Annotated in this window: 22 protein-coding genes; 8 read left to right on the top strand and 14 right to left on the bottom strand. The window is 69.6% G+C overall.

Going from position 1 to position 19,260, the window contains the following annotated elements:
- Positions 1-17: 17 nt before the first annotated feature.
- From ACJH6H_RS01040 to ssd, 4 genes are read right to left on the bottom strand one after another with little or no spacing between them, the layout of a single operon-like run.
- Positions 18-587 (bottom strand): type II secretion system F family protein, encoded by a 570-nt coding sequence (locus ACJH6H_RS01040; RefSeq protein ID WP_346415086.1) that lies wholly within the window; start codon positions 585-587, stop codon positions 18-20.
- Positions 584-1,372, bottom strand: coding sequence for a type II secretion system F family protein (locus ACJH6H_RS01035; protein ID WP_406774070.1), 789 nt, complete (start codon positions 1,370-1,372; stop codon positions 584-586). Before ACJH6H_RS01035 ends, ACJH6H_RS01040 begins: the two co-directional genes overlap by 4 nt.
- Positions 1,369-2,535 (bottom strand): TadA family conjugal transfer-associated ATPase, encoded by a 1,167-nt coding sequence (locus tag ACJH6H_RS01030; RefSeq protein WP_406774069.1) that lies wholly within the window; start codon positions 2,533-2,535, stop codon positions 1,369-1,371. Before ACJH6H_RS01030 ends, ACJH6H_RS01035 begins: the two co-directional genes overlap by 4 nt.
- Positions 2,532-3,605, bottom strand: coding sequence for a septum site-determining protein Ssd (ssd, locus tag ACJH6H_RS01025; protein ID WP_406774068.1), 1,074 nt, complete (start codon positions 3,603-3,605; stop codon positions 2,532-2,534). The genes ACJH6H_RS01030 and ssd overlap by 4 nt, the downstream gene beginning before the upstream one ends.
- Positions 3,606-4,111: 506 nt before the next feature.
- Here ssd and ACJH6H_RS01020 point away from each other — a divergent pair.
- A complete protein-coding gene (locus ACJH6H_RS01020) occupies positions 4,112-4,969 on the top strand; it encodes an HAD-IB family hydrolase (RefSeq protein WP_406774067.1) in 858 nt (285 codons plus the stop codon).
- Between the two features lie 448 nt (positions 4,970-5,417).
- Here ACJH6H_RS01020 and ACJH6H_RS01015 read toward each other — a convergent pair whose 3' ends face one another.
- Positions 5,418-6,188, bottom strand: coding sequence for an oxidoreductase (locus ACJH6H_RS01015; protein ID WP_212807327.1), 771 nt, complete (start codon positions 6,186-6,188; stop codon positions 5,418-5,420).
- Positions 6,189-6,287: 99 nt separating this feature from the next.
- Between ACJH6H_RS01015 and acs the strand changes: the two genes are divergently transcribed.
- The gene (gene acs, locus ACJH6H_RS01010) at positions 6,288-8,234 is read left to right on the top strand and encodes an acetate--CoA ligase (RefSeq protein ID WP_406774066.1); all 1,947 of its coding nucleotides are present in this window, start codon (positions 6,288-6,290) and stop codon (positions 8,232-8,234) included.
- A 24-nt stretch (positions 8,235-8,258) separates the two neighbouring features.
- Here acs and ACJH6H_RS01005 read toward each other — a convergent pair whose 3' ends face one another.
- On the bottom strand, positions 8,259-8,915 hold the full coding sequence (locus ACJH6H_RS01005; protein ID WP_318985379.1) for a S1 family peptidase: 657 nt from the start codon (positions 8,913-8,915) through the stop codon (positions 8,259-8,261).
- Between the two features lie 126 nt (positions 8,916-9,041).
- On the opposite strand from ACJH6H_RS01005, the gene ACJH6H_RS01000 reads away from it, so the two are divergent.
- The gene (locus ACJH6H_RS01000; protein WP_212807330.1) at positions 9,042-9,551 is read left to right on the top strand and encodes a phage holin family protein; all 510 of its coding nucleotides are present in this window, start codon (positions 9,042-9,044) and stop codon (positions 9,549-9,551) included.
- Entirely contained in the window at positions 9,551-10,516 is a 966-nt protein-coding gene (locus tag ACJH6H_RS00995) for an alpha/beta fold hydrolase (RefSeq protein ID WP_212807331.1), read from the top strand. The genes ACJH6H_RS01000 and ACJH6H_RS00995 overlap by 1 nt, the downstream gene beginning before the upstream one ends.
- Here the strand turns inward: ACJH6H_RS00995 and marP are convergent.
- Genes marP through nth form a run of 4 tightly spaced genes read right to left on the bottom strand, consistent with a single transcriptional unit; the run spans position 10,505 to position 13,789 of the window.
- A complete protein-coding gene (gene marP, locus ACJH6H_RS00990) occupies positions 10,505-11,698 on the bottom strand; it encodes an acid resistance serine protease MarP (protein ID WP_406774065.1) in 1,194 nt (397 codons plus the stop codon). The genes ACJH6H_RS00995 and marP overlap by 12 nt on opposite strands.
- Positions 11,695-12,459: a CoA pyrophosphatase gene (locus ACJH6H_RS00985; protein WP_135355512.1), complete on the bottom strand. Its 765-nt coding sequence runs from the start codon at positions 12,457-12,459 to the stop codon at positions 11,695-11,697. Before ACJH6H_RS00985 ends, marP begins: the two co-directional genes overlap by 4 nt.
- Positions 12,456-13,106 carry a TlpA disulfide reductase family protein gene (locus ACJH6H_RS00980; protein WP_135355511.1) on the bottom strand — a complete coding sequence of 217 codons (651 nt, stop codon included), beginning with the start codon at positions 13,104-13,106 and terminating at the stop codon, positions 12,456-12,458. Before ACJH6H_RS00980 ends, ACJH6H_RS00985 begins: the two co-directional genes overlap by 4 nt.
- Positions 13,103-13,789, bottom strand: a complete 687-nt coding sequence (gene nth, locus ACJH6H_RS00975; RefSeq protein WP_406774129.1) for an endonuclease III — start codon at positions 13,787-13,789, stop codon at positions 13,103-13,105. The genes ACJH6H_RS00980 and nth overlap by 4 nt, the downstream gene beginning before the upstream one ends.
- Before the next feature lie 204 nt (positions 13,790-13,993).
- Between nth and ACJH6H_RS00970 the strand changes: the two genes are divergently transcribed.
- Together ACJH6H_RS00970 and crp are read left to right on the top strand one after the other, a co-directional pair.
- Positions 13,994-14,305 (top strand): hypothetical protein, encoded by a 312-nt coding sequence (locus ACJH6H_RS00970; protein ID WP_406774064.1) that lies wholly within the window; start codon positions 13,994-13,996, stop codon positions 14,303-14,305.
- Between the two features lie 103 nt (positions 14,306-14,408).
- On the top strand, positions 14,409-15,083 hold the full coding sequence (crp, locus tag ACJH6H_RS00965; RefSeq protein ID WP_020100982.1) for a cAMP-activated global transcriptional regulator CRP: 675 nt from the start codon (positions 14,409-14,411) through the stop codon (positions 15,081-15,083).
- A gap of 48 nt (positions 15,084-15,131) precedes the next feature.
- On the opposite strand, the gene ACJH6H_RS00960 is transcribed toward crp, so the two are convergent.
- From ACJH6H_RS00960 to ACJH6H_RS00950, 3 genes are read right to left on the bottom strand one after another with little or no spacing between them, the layout of a single operon-like run.
- Complete coding sequence (locus tag ACJH6H_RS00960) at positions 15,132-15,905, bottom strand: MBL fold metallo-hydrolase (protein ID WP_346415092.1); 774 nt, start codon at positions 15,903-15,905, stop codon at positions 15,132-15,134.
- On the bottom strand, positions 15,902-16,357 hold the full coding sequence (locus tag ACJH6H_RS00955) for a RidA family protein (protein WP_061007129.1): 456 nt from the start codon (positions 16,355-16,357) through the stop codon (positions 15,902-15,904). The genes ACJH6H_RS00960 and ACJH6H_RS00955 overlap by 4 nt, the downstream gene beginning before the upstream one ends.
- A complete protein-coding gene (locus ACJH6H_RS00950) occupies positions 16,354-16,515 on the bottom strand; it encodes a DUF4177 domain-containing protein (RefSeq protein WP_090562576.1) in 162 nt (53 codons plus the stop codon). The genes ACJH6H_RS00955 and ACJH6H_RS00950 overlap by 4 nt, the downstream gene beginning before the upstream one ends.
- Positions 16,516-16,563: 48 nt before the next feature.
- Here ACJH6H_RS00950 and ACJH6H_RS00945 point away from each other — a divergent pair, with 48 nt between their 5' ends.
- On the top strand, positions 16,564-17,604 hold the full coding sequence (locus ACJH6H_RS00945; protein WP_406774063.1) for an ArsA-related P-loop ATPase: 1,041 nt from the start codon (positions 16,564-16,566) through the stop codon (positions 17,602-17,604).
- The gene (locus ACJH6H_RS00940; RefSeq protein WP_406774062.1) at positions 17,601-18,737 is read left to right on the top strand and encodes an ArsA family ATPase; all 1,137 of its coding nucleotides are present in this window, start codon (positions 17,601-17,603) and stop codon (positions 18,735-18,737) included. The genes ACJH6H_RS00945 and ACJH6H_RS00940 overlap by 4 nt, the downstream gene beginning before the upstream one ends.
- 61 nt (positions 18,738-18,798) lie before the next feature.
- Here ACJH6H_RS00940 and ACJH6H_RS00935 read toward each other — a convergent pair whose 3' ends face one another.
- Positions 18,799-19,104, bottom strand: coding sequence for a WhiB family transcriptional regulator (locus ACJH6H_RS00935; protein ID WP_020100988.1), 306 nt, complete (start codon positions 19,102-19,104; stop codon positions 18,799-18,801).
- Between the last annotated feature and the right edge of the window lie 156 nt (positions 19,105-19,260).

The following is a 19,260-nucleotide window of genomic DNA, read 5'->3' as shown; positions in this document are numbered from 1 at the left end:
GCGATCAGTTGTTGCGATCAGAACACCCCGGACCGGAACACGTCACCGGCCAGGCCGGCGACCACCGGCACGATGCCGAGACAGACGAATGCCGGCAGATAACAGAGCCCGAGGGGCCCGGCGATCAACACATTGGCCCGCTCGGCGGCCGCGTCCGCCGCATCACCGGCGTCGGCCCTGGCCTGCTCGGCCAGTTCGGCGACGCCCTGCGCCATCGCGGCGCCCGACGACGCCGACCGCCGCGCCAGCCGGAGCAGTGCGATCACGTGCGGGTCCGTACCACGACTCGGCTCCGCCCAGGCCGTCGCGGGGCCGGCACCCAGTGCCAGAAGTTCGGCCGCGCGGCGCAGGACGCCCGCCAGATCAGCCGGTGCCGACGCGACCGCCGCCCCGGCCGCCGCACCGGTCGCCATGCCGGCCGAAAGGCAGGCTGCCAGCACGTCCAGGCTCGACGGCACCGCCAGCGGGTCGTCCGGCGCCGCGGTCGGCGAGAACCGGTCCGGCGGACGGGGCCGGATTCGGTACACCGCTGGGCCGGGGATCAGCAGAATCGCCACGGCGAGCAGGAGAACCGGCACCGCGCTCATCGCTGCGCCCGTGTGATGATCCGGTCCGACCACAGCAACCCGAGGCAGCACAGCACCACACCGACCGCCAGCACGGCCGCGCCCTCGCCCACCAGGAAACGCACGGGGTGCGCACCGATCAACTGCCCCAACACAATTCCGAGTGCGGGCAGCCCCGACAGCACGGCTGCCGTCGTTCGCGCACCTGCCATGCCCGCCCGGATCCGCGACGTAAAGCGTTCCCGTGCAACGACGTCACGCTCAGCGGCGCGCATCAGCGGGGCGATGGCCAGGCCGTGGTCGAGCGCCAACTGCCAGTACACGGCGAGGCGCTGCCAATGGGCCGGCAGCGCCGACGATGCCGCGACGGCGCGCAGACCGGCCGAGACGTCGGCCCCCAGCCTCGCCCGCGCCGCGACCTCCCCCAACGCCACCGCGACGGGCCCGTCCACTTCATGGGCCGCGGCATCGAACGCCGCGACCGGATGCGCCCCGGCCCGCAATTCGCCGACCAGAATGCCGAGTGCACCCTGCAGGGTCTGTGCTTCCTCGGCACGCTGCGCCGCCTGCCGCGAGCGCCGCCACCGGAGCCCGACGGTCCCGACCACCGCCGCCCCGGCCAGCAGCACCGGCAGCGGCAGGACGACGAGCGCCACGACGGCGAGCACGGCCGCCACCGACCAGAGCAACCGCGGTCGACCGCGAGAACCCGATTCCGCCAAGCGTTTTCGATGTCCCAACCGCGTTGGCCCACACGGGCCGGGCGCGACCAGCACGGCCAGCGCCAACAGCAGCGCGGGACTCACGACCGGCCCCGCGCAGCCAGCAGTTCGCTCAGCGCGGGCATGCCCGGACCGGCGCCCCGGTCGACGTGCCAGGCGGTCACGACCGTGACGGTCCCGTCCGTGGCCCGGCGCAGCACCGCGATCTCACTCAGGTGCCGGTGCCCATCGCGGGTCCGCGCGGTGTGCAGCACCACCTGGCACGCGGCCGCCAGTTGCGAATGCAGTGCGGCGCGGTCCAACCCGCCGACCGCGGCGAGCGCTTCCATGCGGGCGGGCACCTCGGCGGGGCTGTTCGCATGCACCGTCCCGGCCCCGCCCTCGTGGCCGGTGTTGAGCGCCGCGAGCAGATCCACGACCTCCGCACCGCGGACCTCGCCGACCACGATGCGATCGGGGCGCATCCGCAGTGCCTGCCGGACCAGGTCACGCACCGTCACCTCGCCGACGCCCTCGACATTGGCACCGCGCGCGACCAGCCGGACCAGGTGCGGATGTTGCGGTGCCAGCTCGGCGGCGTCCTCGACGCAGACGATCCGCTCCGCGGGGTCGACAGCTCCGAGCAGCGCGGACAACATGGTGGTCTTGCCGGCGCCGGTCCCCCCGGAAACCAAAACGGCCAGCCGCGCCGCGACGATGTCGGCGATGAGCGGGACGGCGGGCGGCGCGATGGCCCCGGAGCCGACGAGGCCGGCCAGGTCCTGCGTCGCGGGCCGCAGGACCCGCAGCGAGAGGCAGGTGCCCGCGGCGGCGATCGGCGGCAGCACGGCATGCAACCGCACGGTCAAGCCACCGCCGATACCGCCGAGGTGGCCGTCGACCCAGGGCTGCGAATCATCGAGCCGCCGCCCGGCCGCCAGCGCGAGCCGCTGCGCCAGGCGCTGTACGGCATTCTCGTCCGGGAATCGGATCGCGCTGCGGCGCAACCCGTTTCCGTCGTCGACCCACACCTCGTCGGGTGCGCTGACCAGCACGTCGGTGGTACCCGGTGCCCGCAGCAGCGGTTCCAGAATTCCGGCACCGGTCAGTTCGGTCTGCAGCAGCCGCATACCGGCCAGCACGTCGCTGTCGGCGACCACGCCGCCGGACTCGGCGCGGATCGCCGCCGCCACCGCGTTCGGATGCAGGGCACCACTGGTCTGCGCGGCCAGGCGTTCCCGGACGCGGTCCACCAACGACGACGTCACGCCGCCTCCCCCGGCTGTTGGCGCAGCACCGTGAGGACACGACGGGCGGCGACGGCCAGCGGTGACCGGCTCCGCAGACTCCGGCCGAGACCGCCCCGCTCCAGCGCGCCGTCGAGGTTGCTCTCCGCACGCATGGCCGCCAGCAGCGGCAGTCCGAGGATCGTGGACATCTCGGCGGCGCGCAGCCCACCGGGCGCGGGACCCCGGACCACGAGGCCGACATTCGGGTTGACGGCCGTCACCCAGTCGGCCACGACCCGGGTCGCCGCGCAGGCGCGCACCTCTGCCGGCGTCACCACGACCACGAGATCGGCTGCGGCCAGTACGGTCTCCGCCGCCGCCGACGACTGCCGCGGCACGTCGCAGATGACGGTCGCGCCGGCGCGGCTCCCGGCGTCCATCACCGCGGCGAGCGCCGTCGGCCTCAACTCGGCACCGGTGCGGCCGGCCGACAGCACCACCACCCCGCGCCGGCGCGGTAGCGCGTCGCGCAGGGCCGGATAACTGAGCCGTCCCCCTGCTGCCGTCAGGTCCGGCCAGCGCAGGCCGGCATCGCCCTCGGCACCCAGGGCGAGATCGAGGCCGCCACCCCAGGCGTCGACATCGACAAGTAGGCACTCGCGGTCCGGTTCAGCCGCGACCTGCGCCAACGCGATCGCGAAGACCGACGCACCGCCGCCGCCGCGCCCGCCGATCACCGCGACCACGGCGCCGCGGCGCCCCTCGGATTCACCGGCCGCGGCATCCGACAGGACGCCGACGAGCCCCGATTCCTGGCCGGGGAGGGTGATGACCTCCTGCGCACCGATCACCATCGCGGCCTCGAACTCGCAGGTGTCCGGCGCGTCGGTGGCGATCAACACCACGGCGGGCCGCCGCGGCATCCCGAGCTCGCGACAGCGCCGCGCCGCCGCGACGTCCAGCAGGACCGCCGCCGCACCGGCCCACGCCTTGCGGCCCGAGGGCTCCGCCGCGTACACCACCCGGATGCCCGCCGCCGCGGCGATGCGCTCGATTTCCTCGCGCAGTCCGGGGTCGGCGATCAGGGCCAGTGCCCCGTTCGTAGTCATGGATCCACCGTGATCCGGGGCGGGCCGCGGCACCAGAGCCCGCACGCAGAATGTGGATGAATCGCAAACTGTGGACAACTTTATTGACGGAGTCGTGAGAATGTCGTTCCGCAACTTTTCCGTGGATGCACCACGACACTCGATGGACCTGGGTCGCAGCACCTGCGCCACGCGGGGAAAACAGCAATCGGGCGCCGGTTGAAAGACGCCGGAGAGGCCATGCCTCGAGGAATTCGACTGACCCCGAAAAAGGGACGACCCCCGCCAGGGGGGGAGGAGGCGGAGGTCGTCGTGGATCAGCCCCGGGGGGTCGGGCTGATGCACACCCGGCGCTGGCCGGGTAATGCCCACTATACACACGTCAACAGGGCTGTGCGCAACTGTTGATTGTCTGTGAAAGGCGCGTGTCAGCACGTCAATCGCCGCGATGGCCACCCCGCGGGCGACCGACACGGCGACACCGCCGCCCACCCGGCACCGGCGTTCCGGAGCATATGCTGGGAGCCGTGACCGCATCCGATCCGGCCGCCGGGGCCGCGGCCGCGCCGCGTCAGGAGGCCGAGTCGAGCGCTCCGGTGCGCACCGCGGCCTTCTTCGATCTCGACAAAACGGTGATTGCCAAGTCCAGCACCCTCGCTTTTAGCAAACCTTTTTTCAACCAGGGACTGCTGAACCGGCAAGCCGTCCTCAAGTCCACCTATGCACAGTTTCTGTTCCTGATGTCCGGCGCCGACCACGATCAGATGGACCGCATGCGGTCCTACCTGACCAACATGTGCACCGGCTGGGACGTCGAACAGGTCAAGTCGATCGTCGCCGAGACGCTGCATGACATCGTCGACCCGCTGGTCTTCGCCGAGGCCGCGAACCTGATCGCCGACCACAAGCTGTGCGGCCGCGACGTCGTGGTGGTCTCGGCATCCGGCGAGGAGATCGTCGCGCCCATCGCCCGCGAACTCGGTGCCAACCATTCGATGGCCACGCGCATGGTGGTCGCGGACGGCAAGTACACCGGCGACGTCGACTTCTACTGCTTCGCCGAAGGCAAGGTCCAGGCGATCGAGGAACTCGCGGCCCGCGAGGGCTATGCGCTCGAGCACTGCTACGCCTACTCGGACTCCATCACCGATCTGCCGATGCTCGAGGCCGTCGGCCACCCGGCGGTCGTCAACCCGGACCGCGCCCTGCGCAAGGAGGCCGTCGCCCGCGGCTGGCCGGTACTGACCTTCACCCGCCCGGTCTCGCTGCGGGACCGGCTGCCGGCACCGTCGGGCGCCGCCGTGGCCACCACCCTGGCCGTCGGCGCCAGTGCCCTCGCGGCCGGCGCCGTGACGTACTCGCTGCTCCGTCGACTGAACTTCTGAAAGCTACTGGCGAGTTGCTGAGACCGGCTCCGTAACAATCACAAATCGCCGGTGATTGACCCTTGATGTGACTGCGGTCACGTAGTACAAAGGAAGCACGGAAGCCCCCCGAGGCCAAGACCGAACCGGAAGAGAAGGTTCGGCCTCCCGAAGAGGGCATCCCAGCACGGAATACCGGCACCCACGCGGAGCACATACCGCGACAATGGTAAAAGCGTTGTGGGCCTGCGTAATTGCGAAAAGCGAACGGCTAAGAGGACCCCTTGGGTGGGGTTGTAGTCGCAGCGCATTGCAGGGACGCCGAGGCCACCCACACAACCCGACAAGCACGCTTGGTAACCGGGGTTCCGTGCTAGCGGGCGGCGAGCCGAGTCAGATGTCCTCTGACGACGGAGCGTCGCCCGCTTTTATGTTTCCGTCTTTGCTGGAGAAGATCGCGGACAGCCCGCTACTTGGCCGAGGCCTGCGCGATCGACAGCGCCTCCCGGGCCCCGGCGTGCAGTGCGCGACTGCTGCAGATCAACCACGCCGTCAGCCCGTCGGCCGTGCCCGACGCGAAGCCCCGTGCCGCGGCACGGTATTCGCCGACCTGGCGCATCCAGTACATCTCCGGAACGCCGAGGCCGTGCGGGTCGAGTCCACTGGACATGGTGATCAATCGGGACACCGCGCGCGCCACCACACCGTCGGCGACCCCGAATGGAGCCAGGCTCAGTAGTTCGCCATGAGCGACGCCCGCGAGGACGGTCGCCGGTACCCGGCTCCCACCGCTCACGATCTCGCCGAGCAGCTCGAGCCGGCGGCCCACGTCCGGATCGTCGGTGCGGGGCCGGCCGAGCCGGTCCGGGTCCGTCAGATCCGCGGCCGCCAGCGAGTGCAGCCGGGCGATCGCCTGCAGCGGCGCGCGCTGCCAGACGCCGACGAGCGCGGTCGCGCCGCCTTCGAGCGCTTCGGCCACCCGCAGCGCGCCGGCGAGCACCGCGTCGGCGCGCTCACCTTTCGCCGGGGCCTCGCCGTCCTTACTGAAGCTCAGGGATCCGCCGTCAAGTACCGACGACGCCCGAGCGGCCCGCATCGACGCCTCGGCCGCGGTGGCCGGCCAACCGCGCAGGTTCACCTTGTGCCGGTGGGCCCGGCCGAGCGCTTCACGCGCCTCGTCTCCGGCCTCGGCCACGCCGGGCAGTTCGGCCAGGGGAGCCAGCGGGTCAGGTGCAGCCACGTCCGCACACGGTAGTGCCACCAGGTGGTCACCTCCAACGTCACGGTGGCGAGCCACCTCCAACGTCATTGCAACGTGCCAGTGACTACGCTCACAACCATGACACAAGACACCGCTGTGCCACAGGCTTACCCGCCGCCTGCCGAGTTCGCCGCGCAGGCCAATGCCACCGCCGCGCTGTATCAAGAGGCCGACGCCGACCGCCTGGATTTCTGGCGCCGCCAGGGCGAGCGGTTGTCGTGGGCGACCCCGTTCACCGAGGTGCTCGACTGGTCCAACGCACCCTTCGCCAAGTGGTTCGGCGACGGCAAGCTCAACGTCGCCTACAACTGCGTCGACCGCCACGTCGAGGCCGGCAATGGCGACCGCGTCGCGATCCACTGGGAAGGCGAGCCCGTCGGTGACGCCCGCGACATCACCTACGCCCAGCTCAAGGACGAGGTGAGTAAGGCCGCCAACGCCCTGACCGCGCTGGGCCTGACCGCCGGCGACCGCGTCGCCATCTACATGCCGATGGTGCCCGAGGCCATCGTGGCGATGCTGGCCTGCGCGCGCCTGGGTGTCATGCACTCGGTCGTGTTCGCCGGCTTCTCGGCCACCGCGCTGGCCGCCCGCGTCGAGGACGCCCAGGCCAAGCTCGTCATCACCACCGACGGGCAGTATCGCCGCGGCCAGGCGGCCTCGCTCAAGTCCGCGGTCGACGAAGCCGTCACCGGCCAGCCGAGCGTCGAGCACGTCCTGGTGGTCAAGCGCACCGGCATCGACGTCGACTGGACCGAGGGCCGCGACGTCTGGTGGCACGAGATCGTCGACTCACAGTCCACCGACCACACCCCCGAGGCGTTCGACGCCGAGCAGCCGCTGTTCCTGCTGTACACCTCCGGCACCACCGGCAAGCCCAAGGGCATCGTGCACACGAGTGGCGGTTACCTGACGCAGGCGTCCTACAGCCACCACAACGTCTTCGACATCAAGGCCGACGACGTCTACTGGTGCACCGCCGACATCGGCTGGGTCACCGGGCACACCTACATCGTCTACGGGCCGCTGTCCAACGGCGTCACGCAGGTCGTCTACGAAGGCACCCCGACCTCACCGAACGAGCACCGGCACTTCGACATCATCGAAAAGTACGGTGTCACCATCTATTACACGGCGCCGACGCTGATCCGCACGTTCATGAAGCTGGGCCACCAGATCCCCGCGGCGCACGACCTGTCGAGCCTGCGGGTGCTCGGCTCGGTCGGCGAGCCCATCAACCCCGAGGCCTGGCGCTGGTACCGCGAACACATCGGCGCGGGCACCACGCCCATCGTGGACACCTGGTGGCAGACCGAGACCGGCGCCATCATGATCTCCCCGCTGCCCGGCGTCACCGCCGCCAAGCCCGGCTCGGCCATGACCCCACTGCCGGGCATCAGCGCCAAGATCGTCGACGACGACGGCAACGAACTGGTCCCCGGCGCCGACGAGGAAGAACACGTCACCGGCTACCTCGTGCTCGACAAGCCGTGGCCGTCGATGCTGCGCGGCATCTGGGGCGACGACGAACGCTTCAAGGACACCTACTGGTCCCGCTTCGCCGAGCAGGGCTGGTACTTCGCCGGTGACGGCGCCCGCTACGACGCCGACGGCAACATCTGGGTCCTGGGCCGTATCGACGACGTCATGAACATCTCCGGGCACCGCATCTCCACCGCCGAGGTCGAGTCCGCACTCGTCGGGCACTCCGGTGTGGCCGAGGCCGCCGTCGTCGGCGCCACCGACGCCACCACCGGGCAGGCCATCTGCGCGTTCGTCATCCTCAAGGCCTCCGCGCACGGCGGCTCGGAGAACATCGTCGAAGAACTGCGGGCCCAGGTCGCGACCGAGATCTCCCCCATCGCCAAGCCGCGCGAGATCCACATCGTGCCCGAGCTGCCCAAGACGCGCAGCGGCAAGATCATGCGCCGCCTGCTGCGCGACGTCGCCGAGGGCCGCGATCTCGGGGACACCTCCACCCTCGTCGACCCCAGCGTCTTCGAGGCCATCCGCGCCAGTAAGTAGGGCAGCCAGCAGGGCCAGGCCGGCTCAGGCGATGGGCACGTAGCCCGCGCCGGGCCGGCTCTTGGCGTCGAGGTCGGCGATCACCGCGTTGATCGACACCGTCACGGCCGGGGTGTGCAGCGGCACGTACTTGACGACGCACGTCGGCAGGTCGTCACTGAAGGCGCCGTGGATCATGCCGACCAGTTTGTTGTTGACGGTGACGGGCGCGCCCGAGTCGCCGGGCTGGCCACACACCTGGTCCACGATGGTGCCCGGGTCCTGTCCGGGGCCCCACGTGACACCGCACGTGTAGCCCGTGGTGCGGCCCAGCTTGCACGCCACCTGACCGAAGGCCGGGTCCGGGCCGATGCCGTCGATCTGGAAGCCGTTGACGTTGTTCAGCGGCTGCACCTTGGCCGGGTCGAACTCGATGACGGCGTAGTCCAGCGGCTGGCTACCGGCCACCATGACGCCCAGGGTGCCCCGGTTCTCTGCGCCCTCGGCCGCCACCTCGTGACCGGGACCGCCGCAGTGCGCCGACGTGAAGCCGACCAGCTTGCCGCGATTGTCGTGACCGATCGTGGTCAGGGTGCAGAACGTGTCGCCGTCCACGACGATGCCCGAGCCACCGCCCAGCGGCACCGGTGCATCCGCGTGGGCCGGCACCCCGACCGATGTGCCGAGCAGAGCAATGGCCATCCCACACATCGAAGCAAACCCGGGTGCCAAACGCATCGGGGCAGTGTATCGCTGGGCCGGATCGTTAAGCGGCGCCCCACGTGGCAACATATGCCAGGACTACACCGACGCCGGGAGGACGTGTTCGTGAGCAATGGCGATCGCAAGAATGGCCCCGTTCCAGCCACGGTGACCTCGATCCCGCTGGTGGATCCGCATGCACCCAAGGCCGATCCGTCGATCGGCGATCTGGTCAAGGAAGCCACCGCGCAGATGTCGACGCTGGTGCGCGCCGAGGTCGAGCTGGCGCGCGCCGAGATCACCGCCGACGTCAAGAAGGGCCTGACCGGCAGCGTCCTGTTCATCGCCGCCCTCGTCGTGCTCTTCTACTCGACGTTCTTTTTCTTCTTCTTCCTCGGCTCGCTGCTGGAGCTGTGGCTGCCGAGCTGGGCGTCGTACCTCATCGTCTTCGCGCTGATGGTGCTGACGACGGGTGCGCTCGCCTTCCTGGGCTTCCTCAAGGTCCGCAAGATCCGCGGCCCGCGGGACACCATCGCCACGGTCAAGGAGGCCAAGGTGGCGCTGACACCGGGCCACGACAAGCCGTCGAGCCAAGCCTCCATTCGCACGGCTTCTAGCGACACCTCAGGCTGGTAGTGCCGCCACCTGATCCGTCGGTCGTCCGGATCGACGGTCCGTGGCGACACCTCCAGGTGCACGCGAACGGGATCCGCTTCCACGTCGTCGAGGCCGAGGGCTCCGAGCCCGAGGACCGGAACGCGGACGGCTCCTCGAATGCCGAGCGCCCGCTGGTGATCCTGCTGCACGGGTTCGCCTCGTTCTGGTACTCGTGGCGGCATCAGTTGCGCGACCTGCGGGGCGCCCGCGTCGTCGCGGTCGACCTGCGCGGCTACGGCGGCAGCGACAAACCACCGACCGGATACGACGGCTGGACGCTGGCCGGCGACACCGCGGGCCTGGTGCGCGCGCTGGGACACCACTCGGCCGTACTGGTGGGACACGCCGACGGCGGCCTCGTCTGCTGGGCGACGGCAATGCTGCATCCGCGGGTGGTGCGGGGCATCGCGCTGGTCAGTTCACCGCATCCCGTGGCGCTGCGGTCGTCGACGCTGACCGACAAGGGCCAGCGCGCGGCCCTGCTGCCGGCGATGCTGCGCAACCAGGTGCCGTGGTGGCCCGAGCATGTCCTGACCCGGCGGGGTGGTGCGGCCGTCGAGCAGCTGGTGCGCAGCCGCGCCGGCGCCGCCTGGCCGGCGACGGCCGACTTCGCCCAGACCGCCGCGCACCTGCGCACCGCGATCCAGATTCCGTCGGCCGCGCATTCGGCGCTCGAATACCAGCGGTGGGCGGCGCGCAGTCAGCTCCGCGGTGAGGGCCGGCGCTTCATGCGCGCGATGAAACAGCGCACCGCGGTCCCGGTCCTGCACCTGCACGGCACCGCCGATCCGTACGTGCTCGACGACCCGGTCCGCCGGACGCAGCGTTACGCCCCGCAGACCCGCTTCGTATCCATCCCCGGCGCAGGACATTTCGCGCACGAGGAACAGCCGTCGACCGTCACCTCGGAGCTGTCGACGTTCCTGCACCAGCTACCCGGCTGAGATGCACTTCCCGGTCGGCACCGCTTCGGAGTTGTCGACCTTGGCCATCTGCTTGGCCACCTCGTCGGCGGTGAGGACGAAGCCCGTGTCGGCGTCGTCGACGGCGGCGCCGAACACGACACCGAGCACCTTCCCACTGCCGTCGATCAGCGGTCCGCCCGAATTGCCTTGGCGGACATTGCCTCTGATGGTGTAGACCTCGCGAGTGACGGTCGTGGAGTGGTAGATGTCCGGACCGTTGAGCTTGATGACCTCGCGGATGCGCGCCGGCGTCGCGGCGAACTCACCGCCGCCCGGATAGCCCATCACCACCGCGCCGGTCCCGGTCGCGGCCTCCTGCATGTCGAACTTCAGGGGTGCCGCGGGCAGGTCGGGCGCGTCGAGAATCGAGATGTCGGCCTCGGGGTCGTACGACACGACCTTGGCGTCGTAGCTCTTGTCGTCGACCTGGACGGTGACGCTGTTGGAGCCGGCCACCACGTGGGCGTTGGACATCACCCGGCCGGGCGCCACCACGAAGCCGGTGCCCTCGAGCACCTTCTGGCAGCTCTGGGCGACGCCGCGGATCTTCACGACGCTGCCCTTGGCCGCGGCCACCGCCGGATCGGCGACGAGCCCCGGATCGGGTGCCGAGACGCTGACGATCGGCGTGCGGCCGAACGGCTGCAGCACCGACGGCAGTCCCGAGGTGTTCAGCAGCGCCGACAGCCGCGTGGGCACGCGCTTGAGCCAGGCCGGTGCGAGGTCGTTGACCTCGGACAGCACGCGCGAGCCGTTCACCGCGGCAGCCAGGTTCGGTTGGTCGGACGACGTCAGCGGGGTGGCCAGCAGCCAGGCGGCAACCAGGACCGCGACCAGTTGCAGGGCCATGCCGACGACCGAGTCGAATCCGCGCACCACCTCGTTGCGCATGGCGCCGCGGACGGCGCGGCCCAGCACCACACCGGCGATCTCGCCGACCACGACCAGGCCCAGGATCAGGAACAGGGCGATGAAGAGCTTGCTGCGGGCGCCGTCGACGTGCGCCACCACATGCGGCGCCAGCAGCACACCGGCCACCGCGCCGAGCACCACACCGAGAAAAGACAGCAGGGAGCCCAGCGCCCCGGACCGCCAGCCCGAGACGGCGGCGACGAAGGCGACGGACAGAACGGCCAGATCCAGCCATTGTGAAGGTGTCATGGTTGATCCACACGGTAACCGCTGGACTCGCCCAGCAGCGCCATTGCCGCGTCCAGTTCCTCGACGACGTCGGTGTTCCACGGCTTGGCCCAGCCTGCGACGTCGAGCATCGCGGAGATCACCTGAGCGGTGAAGCCCCACACCAGCATCTGGTTGAGCAGAAATGCCGGGCCGGCGAACTGCCGCGTGTTCTCTTTGCGATACACCATCAACCGGTTCTCGGGATTGACGAAGGCGCGCACCGGAACCCGCGCGACGATCGCGGTCTCGGCCGGGTCGACGGCGAGGACGTGGCCCGGGTCGGGCGAGTACGCGAGCACGGGGACCACGTGAAAACCCGAGGGCGGGATGAACATTCGGTCCAGCGTGGCCAGGATGTGCAACCGGGAGGGATCAATGCCGGTTTCCTCGTTCGCCTCGCGCAGCGCGGTGCCGATGGGACCGTCGTCCCCTGGATCGGACGCGCCGCCGGGGAACGCCGCCTGCCCGGCGTGGTGGCGCAGCGTCGATGCGCGGACGGTGACCAGCAGGTCGGCGTCGGGCGGCAGGGCACCGGCGGGGGCGTCGGGCGCGCCCGAGAACAACACCAGGACGGCGGCGTCGCGCTTGGTGCCGGTCAATGTCGCGGTGGCGCCGGCGGCGGTGATGGCCGCCAGCACGCTCTTCGGCACCCGGCGCCGGTAGGCCTGCGGGAGGTCCGCGGCGTTGTCGACGAGGGGCCGCAGCCAGGCCGGGGCGGCCTGTGGGTTCAGCACGTTCACCCCGACACTCCTAACTGTGCGTTCACTGCACTGGCGATCTCGTCGGCACTGGTGAACGGCCGGGGCAGGACCTGCGCAACGCTACCGTCAGGGCGCAGCAGCACGGTCGCAGGCATGACATTGGGGACGCGCAGCGCGGCCGCGATCAGCCGCCGGCCGTCCTGCAGCATCGGCAGCTTGACGCCCAGGTCGGCCAGCCGCAGCAGCCCGGCGGTCTCGTTCTCGTCCTGATGCACCGTCAGCACCGTCACCTTCGGGCCCACCCGGCGCTGGTACTCGGCCAGTGCGGGCAGTTCGTCGGCGCACGGGCCGCACCAGTAGGCCCACAAGTTCAGCACCACGGCGCGGCCGGCGACGGCCTTGGCGACGTCGACGGGCGTCCCGTCGGCCGCGCAGTCGACCGTGATGCCCTGCAGCGCTTGCGGTCCGGGCCCGCCCTGCGGTGCCGGACAGGGCGGCAGGGCCGCCTTGGCCCGGGGTCCGGCCAGCGCCGCCGGGGTGTCGGCGTCGCGATGTGCGCGCGCGACAGTCTGCTGGCCCGCCGGCCCGGACGCGGTCCGGTCGTCACCGAGTTGCCGCCACAGCGCCACACCGAGAACGACGAACACGGCCAGCACCACCACGGTCCAACGGGCAGACCGACTCACTCGGTGATCCCGGCCAGGGCCAGCAGGTGTTCGGTCTCGGGTCCCTTCACCAGCGCCGCGGCGGCGGCCAGGTCCGTCGGCCCGAGTCCGTACGACGGGCAGTCGCGGGCCAGCACACACACGCCGCAGGCCGGGGTCCGGGAATGGCAAACCCGGCGCCCGTGAAAGATGACGCGGTGCGACAGCAGGGTCCATTCCTTGCGCGGGATCAGCTCGCCGACGGCGTGTTCCACCTTGACCGGGTCCTCTTCGGCCGTCCAGCGCCAACGTCGCACCAGCCGGCCGAAGTGCGTGTCGACCGTGATGCCCGGGATGTCGAAAGCGTTGCCCAGGATGACGTTCGCGGTCTTGCGTCCCACACCCGGCAGCGTGACCAGCTCGTCCAGGGTGTCGGGCACCTCGCCGTCGAAACGGGTGACCAGTTCCTGGCCCAGCCCCATGATCGACGTCGCCTTGTTGCGGTAGAAGCCGGTGGGCCGGATCAGCTCCTCGAGTTCGGTCCGGTTGGCCTGCGCATAGTCCAGCGCCGTCGGGTATTTGGCGAACAGCGCCGGCGTGGTGAGGTTCACCCTCTTATCCGTGCACTGCGCCGACAGGATCGTGGCCACCGCCAGCTCCAGCGGATTGGTGAAATCCAGCTCGCAGTAGACGTGCGGGAACGCTTGCGCCAGTTCACGATTCATTCTCCGGGCGCGACGCACCAGACCCAGGTGGGTTTCGCGGTCGTATTTTGCGGTGGATCGTCGCGCAGGCACGCCGGTAAGCGTACTGAGAGAAGTCGGTAAGGATACTTTGACCGGCGTCGTTTCGTGATCACCCTGAGACATTCGGCGTGTTTACTTCTGCGTGTGTCCTGGTTGCTCGTGGTGTGCATTCCCGGGTTGCTCATGTTGGCAACCTTCGGGTTGAGCCGCCTCGAAGCGATGCTGGATACGTCCAAGGAGACGTACACCGCGGCAGACGTCAAAGCCTTCGTCGAGAAGGTCAAGAACGCCTGGTCGGAGCAATCCGCATCCGCCTGTACGTTGCCGCACCGATCGGCACCCCGATTCGAGGAGCCGCGCGCCCTCGCGGCCCCGTCGCCGACGCGCGACAACCCGCTCGGCGCCTTCGGTGAGCCCGAGTTACCCAGCCGCGCGTATGCCCACTATGCGAGCAATCCGCAATTTCGCGAGACTCGCCAGGCGAATCGTGTGTAGCGTGGCTGGTTGCGAAACGGCTTACCACTAGACTGACTTTGTTAACCAGTTCACTGGCTAGCTTGCGCGCGTTTTTTATCACTCACCAGCCTTAGGGAGCAACGTGGACGAGATCCTGGCGAGGGCCGGAATCTTCCAGGGTGTCGAGCCCACCGCGGTATCCGCACTGACCAAACAGCTGCAGCCTGTCGACTTTCCTCGCGGACACACCGTGTTCGCCGAAGGCGAGCCCGGCGACCGCCTCTACATCATCATCTCCGGCAAGGTGAAGATCGGCCGCCGGTCGCCGGACGGCCGGGAGAACCTGCTGACGATCATGGGTCCGTCGGACATGTTCGGTGAGCTGTCGATCTTCGACCCGGGTCCCCGGACGTCGAGCGCCATCACCATCACCGAGGTGCGCGCGGTCTCGATGGACCGTGAAGCGCTGCGGGCGTGGATCGCGGACCGCCCGGAGATCGCCGAGCAGCTGCTGCGCGTGCTCGCCCGCCGGTTGCGCCGCACCAACAACAACCTGGCCGACCTGATCTTCACCGACGTGCCCGGTCGCGTGGCCAAGCAGCTGCTGCAGCTGGCCCAGCGCTTCGGCACCCAGGAGGGCGGCGCCCTGCGCGTCACCCACGACCTGACGCAGGAAGAGATCGCCCAGCTGGTCGGCGCCTCCCGCGAAACCGTGAACAAGGCACTCGCCGACTTCGCGCACCGCGGCTGGATCCGCCTGGAGGGCAAGAGCGTGCTGATCTCCGACTCCGAGCGGCTGGCCCGCCGAGCGCGGTAGTACTGACGAAGATGCCCCCGACACGCATCGGGGGCATCTTTGTTTGGTTCAAGCAGTCCGCAGGTAATCCAGCTGGGCCTGCACCGATTTCTCGGCGGCGTCCCACAGCTTCTGGTCGACGTCGGTATAGACGTGTTCGACGACCTGCCGCGCCGAGGCCTCTTCACCGAGCACTTTCAGGGCGCCGCGCACCTGGTCCAGCCGTTCCTCGCGGTGCGCGAGGTACATGGCCGTCACCTGCGACAGGTCGGCCAGATCGGGACCATGGCCGGGCAGGACGGTCCGCTGCCCGAGGCCCTGCAGCCGCCGCAGCGATTCCAGGTAGTCGCGCAAGCTGCCGTCCTCGTTGTCGATGACGGTGGTGCCGCGACCCAGCACGGTGTCCGCGGTCAGCACGGCATCGTCGACGACGAACGACAGCGAATCCGCGGTGTGCCCCGGTGTCGCCATGACCTTGATCCGCAGGCCCGCGGCGTCGATCACCTCGCCATCGGTGAGCGGCCCGCCGAGTCCTCGCAGGAACCCGCTGCCGACCGAGCGCACCACCGCACCCGTCATGCCGACGAGCTTGTCGATGCCGCCGGTGTGGTCGTCGTGCTTGTGACTGATCAGCACCAGCGGAATCTTGCCGAGTGCTGCGATGCGCTCGAGGTGCGCATCGTCGTCAGGTCCCGGGTCGACGACGACCATCTCGTCACTACCGCGCCCGCGCAGCACCCAGGTGTTGGTGCCGTCGAGCGTCATGATCCCCGGGTTGTCGCACAGCAGTACCGAGGCGGCCTCCGTGACCGGCCACAGCACGCCATACGCGGGATGCGTCATACGACCTCGACGATCAACTCCACCTCGACCGGCGCATTCAACGGCAACTCCGAGACCCCGACGGCAGAGCGGGCGTGCGCACCGGCCGGGCCGAACACCTCGCCCATCAGTTCGGACGCGCCGTTGATCACCGCGGGCTGGCCGTTGAAGCCCGGTGCCGAGGCGACGAAACCGACGACCTTGACGATCCGCACCACCGAGTCGATACCCACCAGCGCGTGCACGGCAGCCAACGCGTTGAGGCCGCAGATCCGGGCCAGGGCCTTGCCGTCCTCGGCACTGACCTCGCCGCCGACCTTGCCCTCGGCCGGCAACTGGCCGCCCTGCATGGGCAGCTGGCCCGAGGTGTAGACGAGGTTCCCGGTACGGACGGCGGGGACGTAAGCGGCAAGGGGCGCAACGACTTCCGGCAGCTCGATGCCGAGCTCGGCCAACCGGTCGGAGACGGTCACTTCGGCCGCTTCAGGTATGCGACGTGCTGCTCACCGCTCGGGTTGGCCAGCACCGACACCAGCTCCCACCCGTCCTGGCCCCACTGGTCCAGGATCTGCTTGGTGGCGTGGATCAGCAACGGGACGGTGGCGTACTCCCACCGGGTCGGTTCGCTCATGCCGCCGAGCTTATCGGCCGAGGGGTACCGCATGGTTAACATGCTGGGGTGACCTCCGAATCGACGTGCCAAACCCACACCGGTTGGCCCGCGCGCCTGGACCAGGCGCGCCTCCATTTCGTCACCGGCAAGGGCGGTACCGGCAAAACCACCGTCGCTGCCGCGCTGGCGCTGGCGCTGGCCGCAGGCGGCCGCAGCGTCCTGCTGGTCGAGGTCGAGGGGCGGCAGGGCATCGCCCAGCTTTTCGACGTGCCACCACTGCCGTACGGGGAACAGAAGATCGCCACCGCCGAGGGCGGTGGGCTGGTCAACGCGCTGGCCATCGACACCGAGGCCGCGTTCCTGGAATACCTGGACATGTTCTACAACCTCGGTATCGCCGGCCGCGCCATGAAGCGCATCGGCGCGGTCGAGTTCGCCACCACGATCGCGCCCGGCCTGCGTGACGTCCTGCTCACCGGCAAGATCAAAGAGGTCGTGGTCCGCAACGGCAAAACCGCCAAGGAACTGAAGGGACAGCGCCCCTACGACGCCGTCGTGGTCGACGCCCCGCCGACGGGTCGCATCTCGCGCTTCCTCGACGTCACCAAGGCCGTCTCGGATCTCGCCAAGGGCGGGCCCGTGCATTCCCAGGCCGACGGCGTCGTGAAGCTGCTGCACTCGGAGCTCACCGCCATCCACCTGGTCACGCTGCTGGAGGCGCTGCCCGTGCAGGAGACGCTGGAGGCCATCGAGGAACTACGGGAGCTGGAGCTGCCGATCGGCAGCGTCATCGTCAACCGCAACATCCCGGCGTATCTGTCGCAGGAGGATCTGGCGAAGGCCGCCGAGGGCGTCGTCGACGCCGACGCGGTGCGCGCCGGCCTGGCGGACGCCGGAATCTCGTTGTCCGACAGCGACTTCGCCGGACTGCTCACCGAGACCATCCAGCACGCGACGCGCATGATGGCGCGCGCCGAGAGCGCCGAGGCGCTCGACGCCCTCGAAGTGCCCCGCCTCGAACTGCCCGCTCTGCCCGACGGGGTCGACCTGGGCAGCCTGTACGAACTCGCCGAAGCACTCGAGCAGCAAGGGGTTGGCACCAAATGAGCGGCAAGCCCTTGAAGTTGGACATGCACGCGATCCTGTCGGACAAAGCGAACCGCGTCGTGGTGTGCTGCGGCGCGGGCGGCGTCGGCAAGACCACCACCGCCGCCGCGATGGCGCTGCGGGCCGCCGAGTACGGCCGCACCGTCGTGGTGCTGACCATCGACCCGGCCAAGCGCCTGGCACAGGCCCTCGGCATCAAGGATCTCGGCAACACCCCGCAGCGGGTGCCGCTGGCTCCCGAGGTGCCGGGTGAGCTCTACGCGATGATGCTGGACATGCGCCGCACCTTCGACGAGATGGTGCTGCAGTACTCCGGCGAGGACCGGGCCGACGCGATTTTGGAGAACCAGTTCTACCAAACCGTCGCGACGTCGCTCTCGGGCACGCAGGAGTACATGGCGATGGAGAAGCTCGGCCAGCTGCTGGCCGAGGACAAGTGGGATCTGGTCGTCGTCGACACCCCGCCGTCGCGCAACGCGCTGGACTTCCTGGACGCGCCGAAGCGACTGGGCAACTTCATGGACAGCCGTCTGTGGCGGCTGCTGCTCGGGCCGGGCCGCGGCATCGGCCGGCTGGTCACCGGGGCCATGGGCCTGGCGATGAAGGCGCTGTCCACGGTGCTGGGTTCGCAGATGCTCTCAGACGCGGCCGGTTTCGTGCAGTCGCTCGACGCGACGTTCGGCGGGTTCCGGGAGAAGGCCGACCGCACCTACGAACTGCTCAAGCGCCCGGGTACCCGGTTCGTCGTCGTTTCAGCTGCCGAGCCCGACGCGCTGCGTGAGGCGTCGTTCTTCGTCGACCGGTTGTCGCAGGAGCAGATGCCACTGGCCGGCCTGATCCTCAACCGCACCCACCCGATGCTGTGTGACCTGACCGCCGATGCGGCCGACGAGGCCGCCGGCAAGCTGGAGCAGTCCGGTCAGGACACCGATGCGCTGGCCGCGGCGACGCTGCGGATCCACGCGAACCGCACCGTCATCTCCAAGCGTGAGGTGCGGCTGCTGTCGCGGTTCACCGGGGCCAACCCGCATGTGGCGCTGGTGGGCGTGCCGTCATTGCCGTTCGAGGTGTCAGACCTCGAGGCGCTGCGGGCCATCGCTGATCAGATCACGGGCGACATCGTCAAGGCGTAAGCCCGGCCCGGACAACGGAAGTCCGCAGAGAACTGCGGACTTCTGTTGTGTCAGAAGGAAATCAGACCGCGTTGCGGTGCTTGCGCTGGGTCGCGAAGAACTCGGCCCAGGACACCACCTCGGGGTGCTGCTTGAGAAGGGCGCGGCGCTGACGCTCGGTCATGCCGCCCCACACGCCGAACTCGACGCGGTTGTCGAGGGCGTCGGCGCCGCACTCGACGATCACCGGGCAATGCCGGCAGATGACTGCGGCCTTGCGCTGCGCGGCGCCCCGGACGAACAGCTCGTCGGGGTCGGCCTGCCGGCATCGGGCCTGCGAAACCCAGGCGATCCTGGCTTCGGCTTCAGGTTGGACCACACCCTGCATCGCGCCGTTTCCGGCCTTGGGAGCGATTGTCGCGCGAACTACTGGCTGTGTACCTGTCACCAGCGATCCCTTCGTCACACCGTCTCCCGACGGCCGTGTCCTCCCGAGTAGATCACTGATGCGATCTACGCCACATTGCGGCTAGTAGTGTTACCT

It is taken from the genome of Mycobacterium sp. SMC-21 (genome assembly GCF_045310825.1).
Lineage (GTDB): Bacteria > Actinomycetota > Actinomycetes > Mycobacteriales > Mycobacteriaceae > Mycobacterium.
Note: the sequence above shows the minus strand (reverse complement) of the source record. Positions and strands in the feature narration are given on the sequence as shown.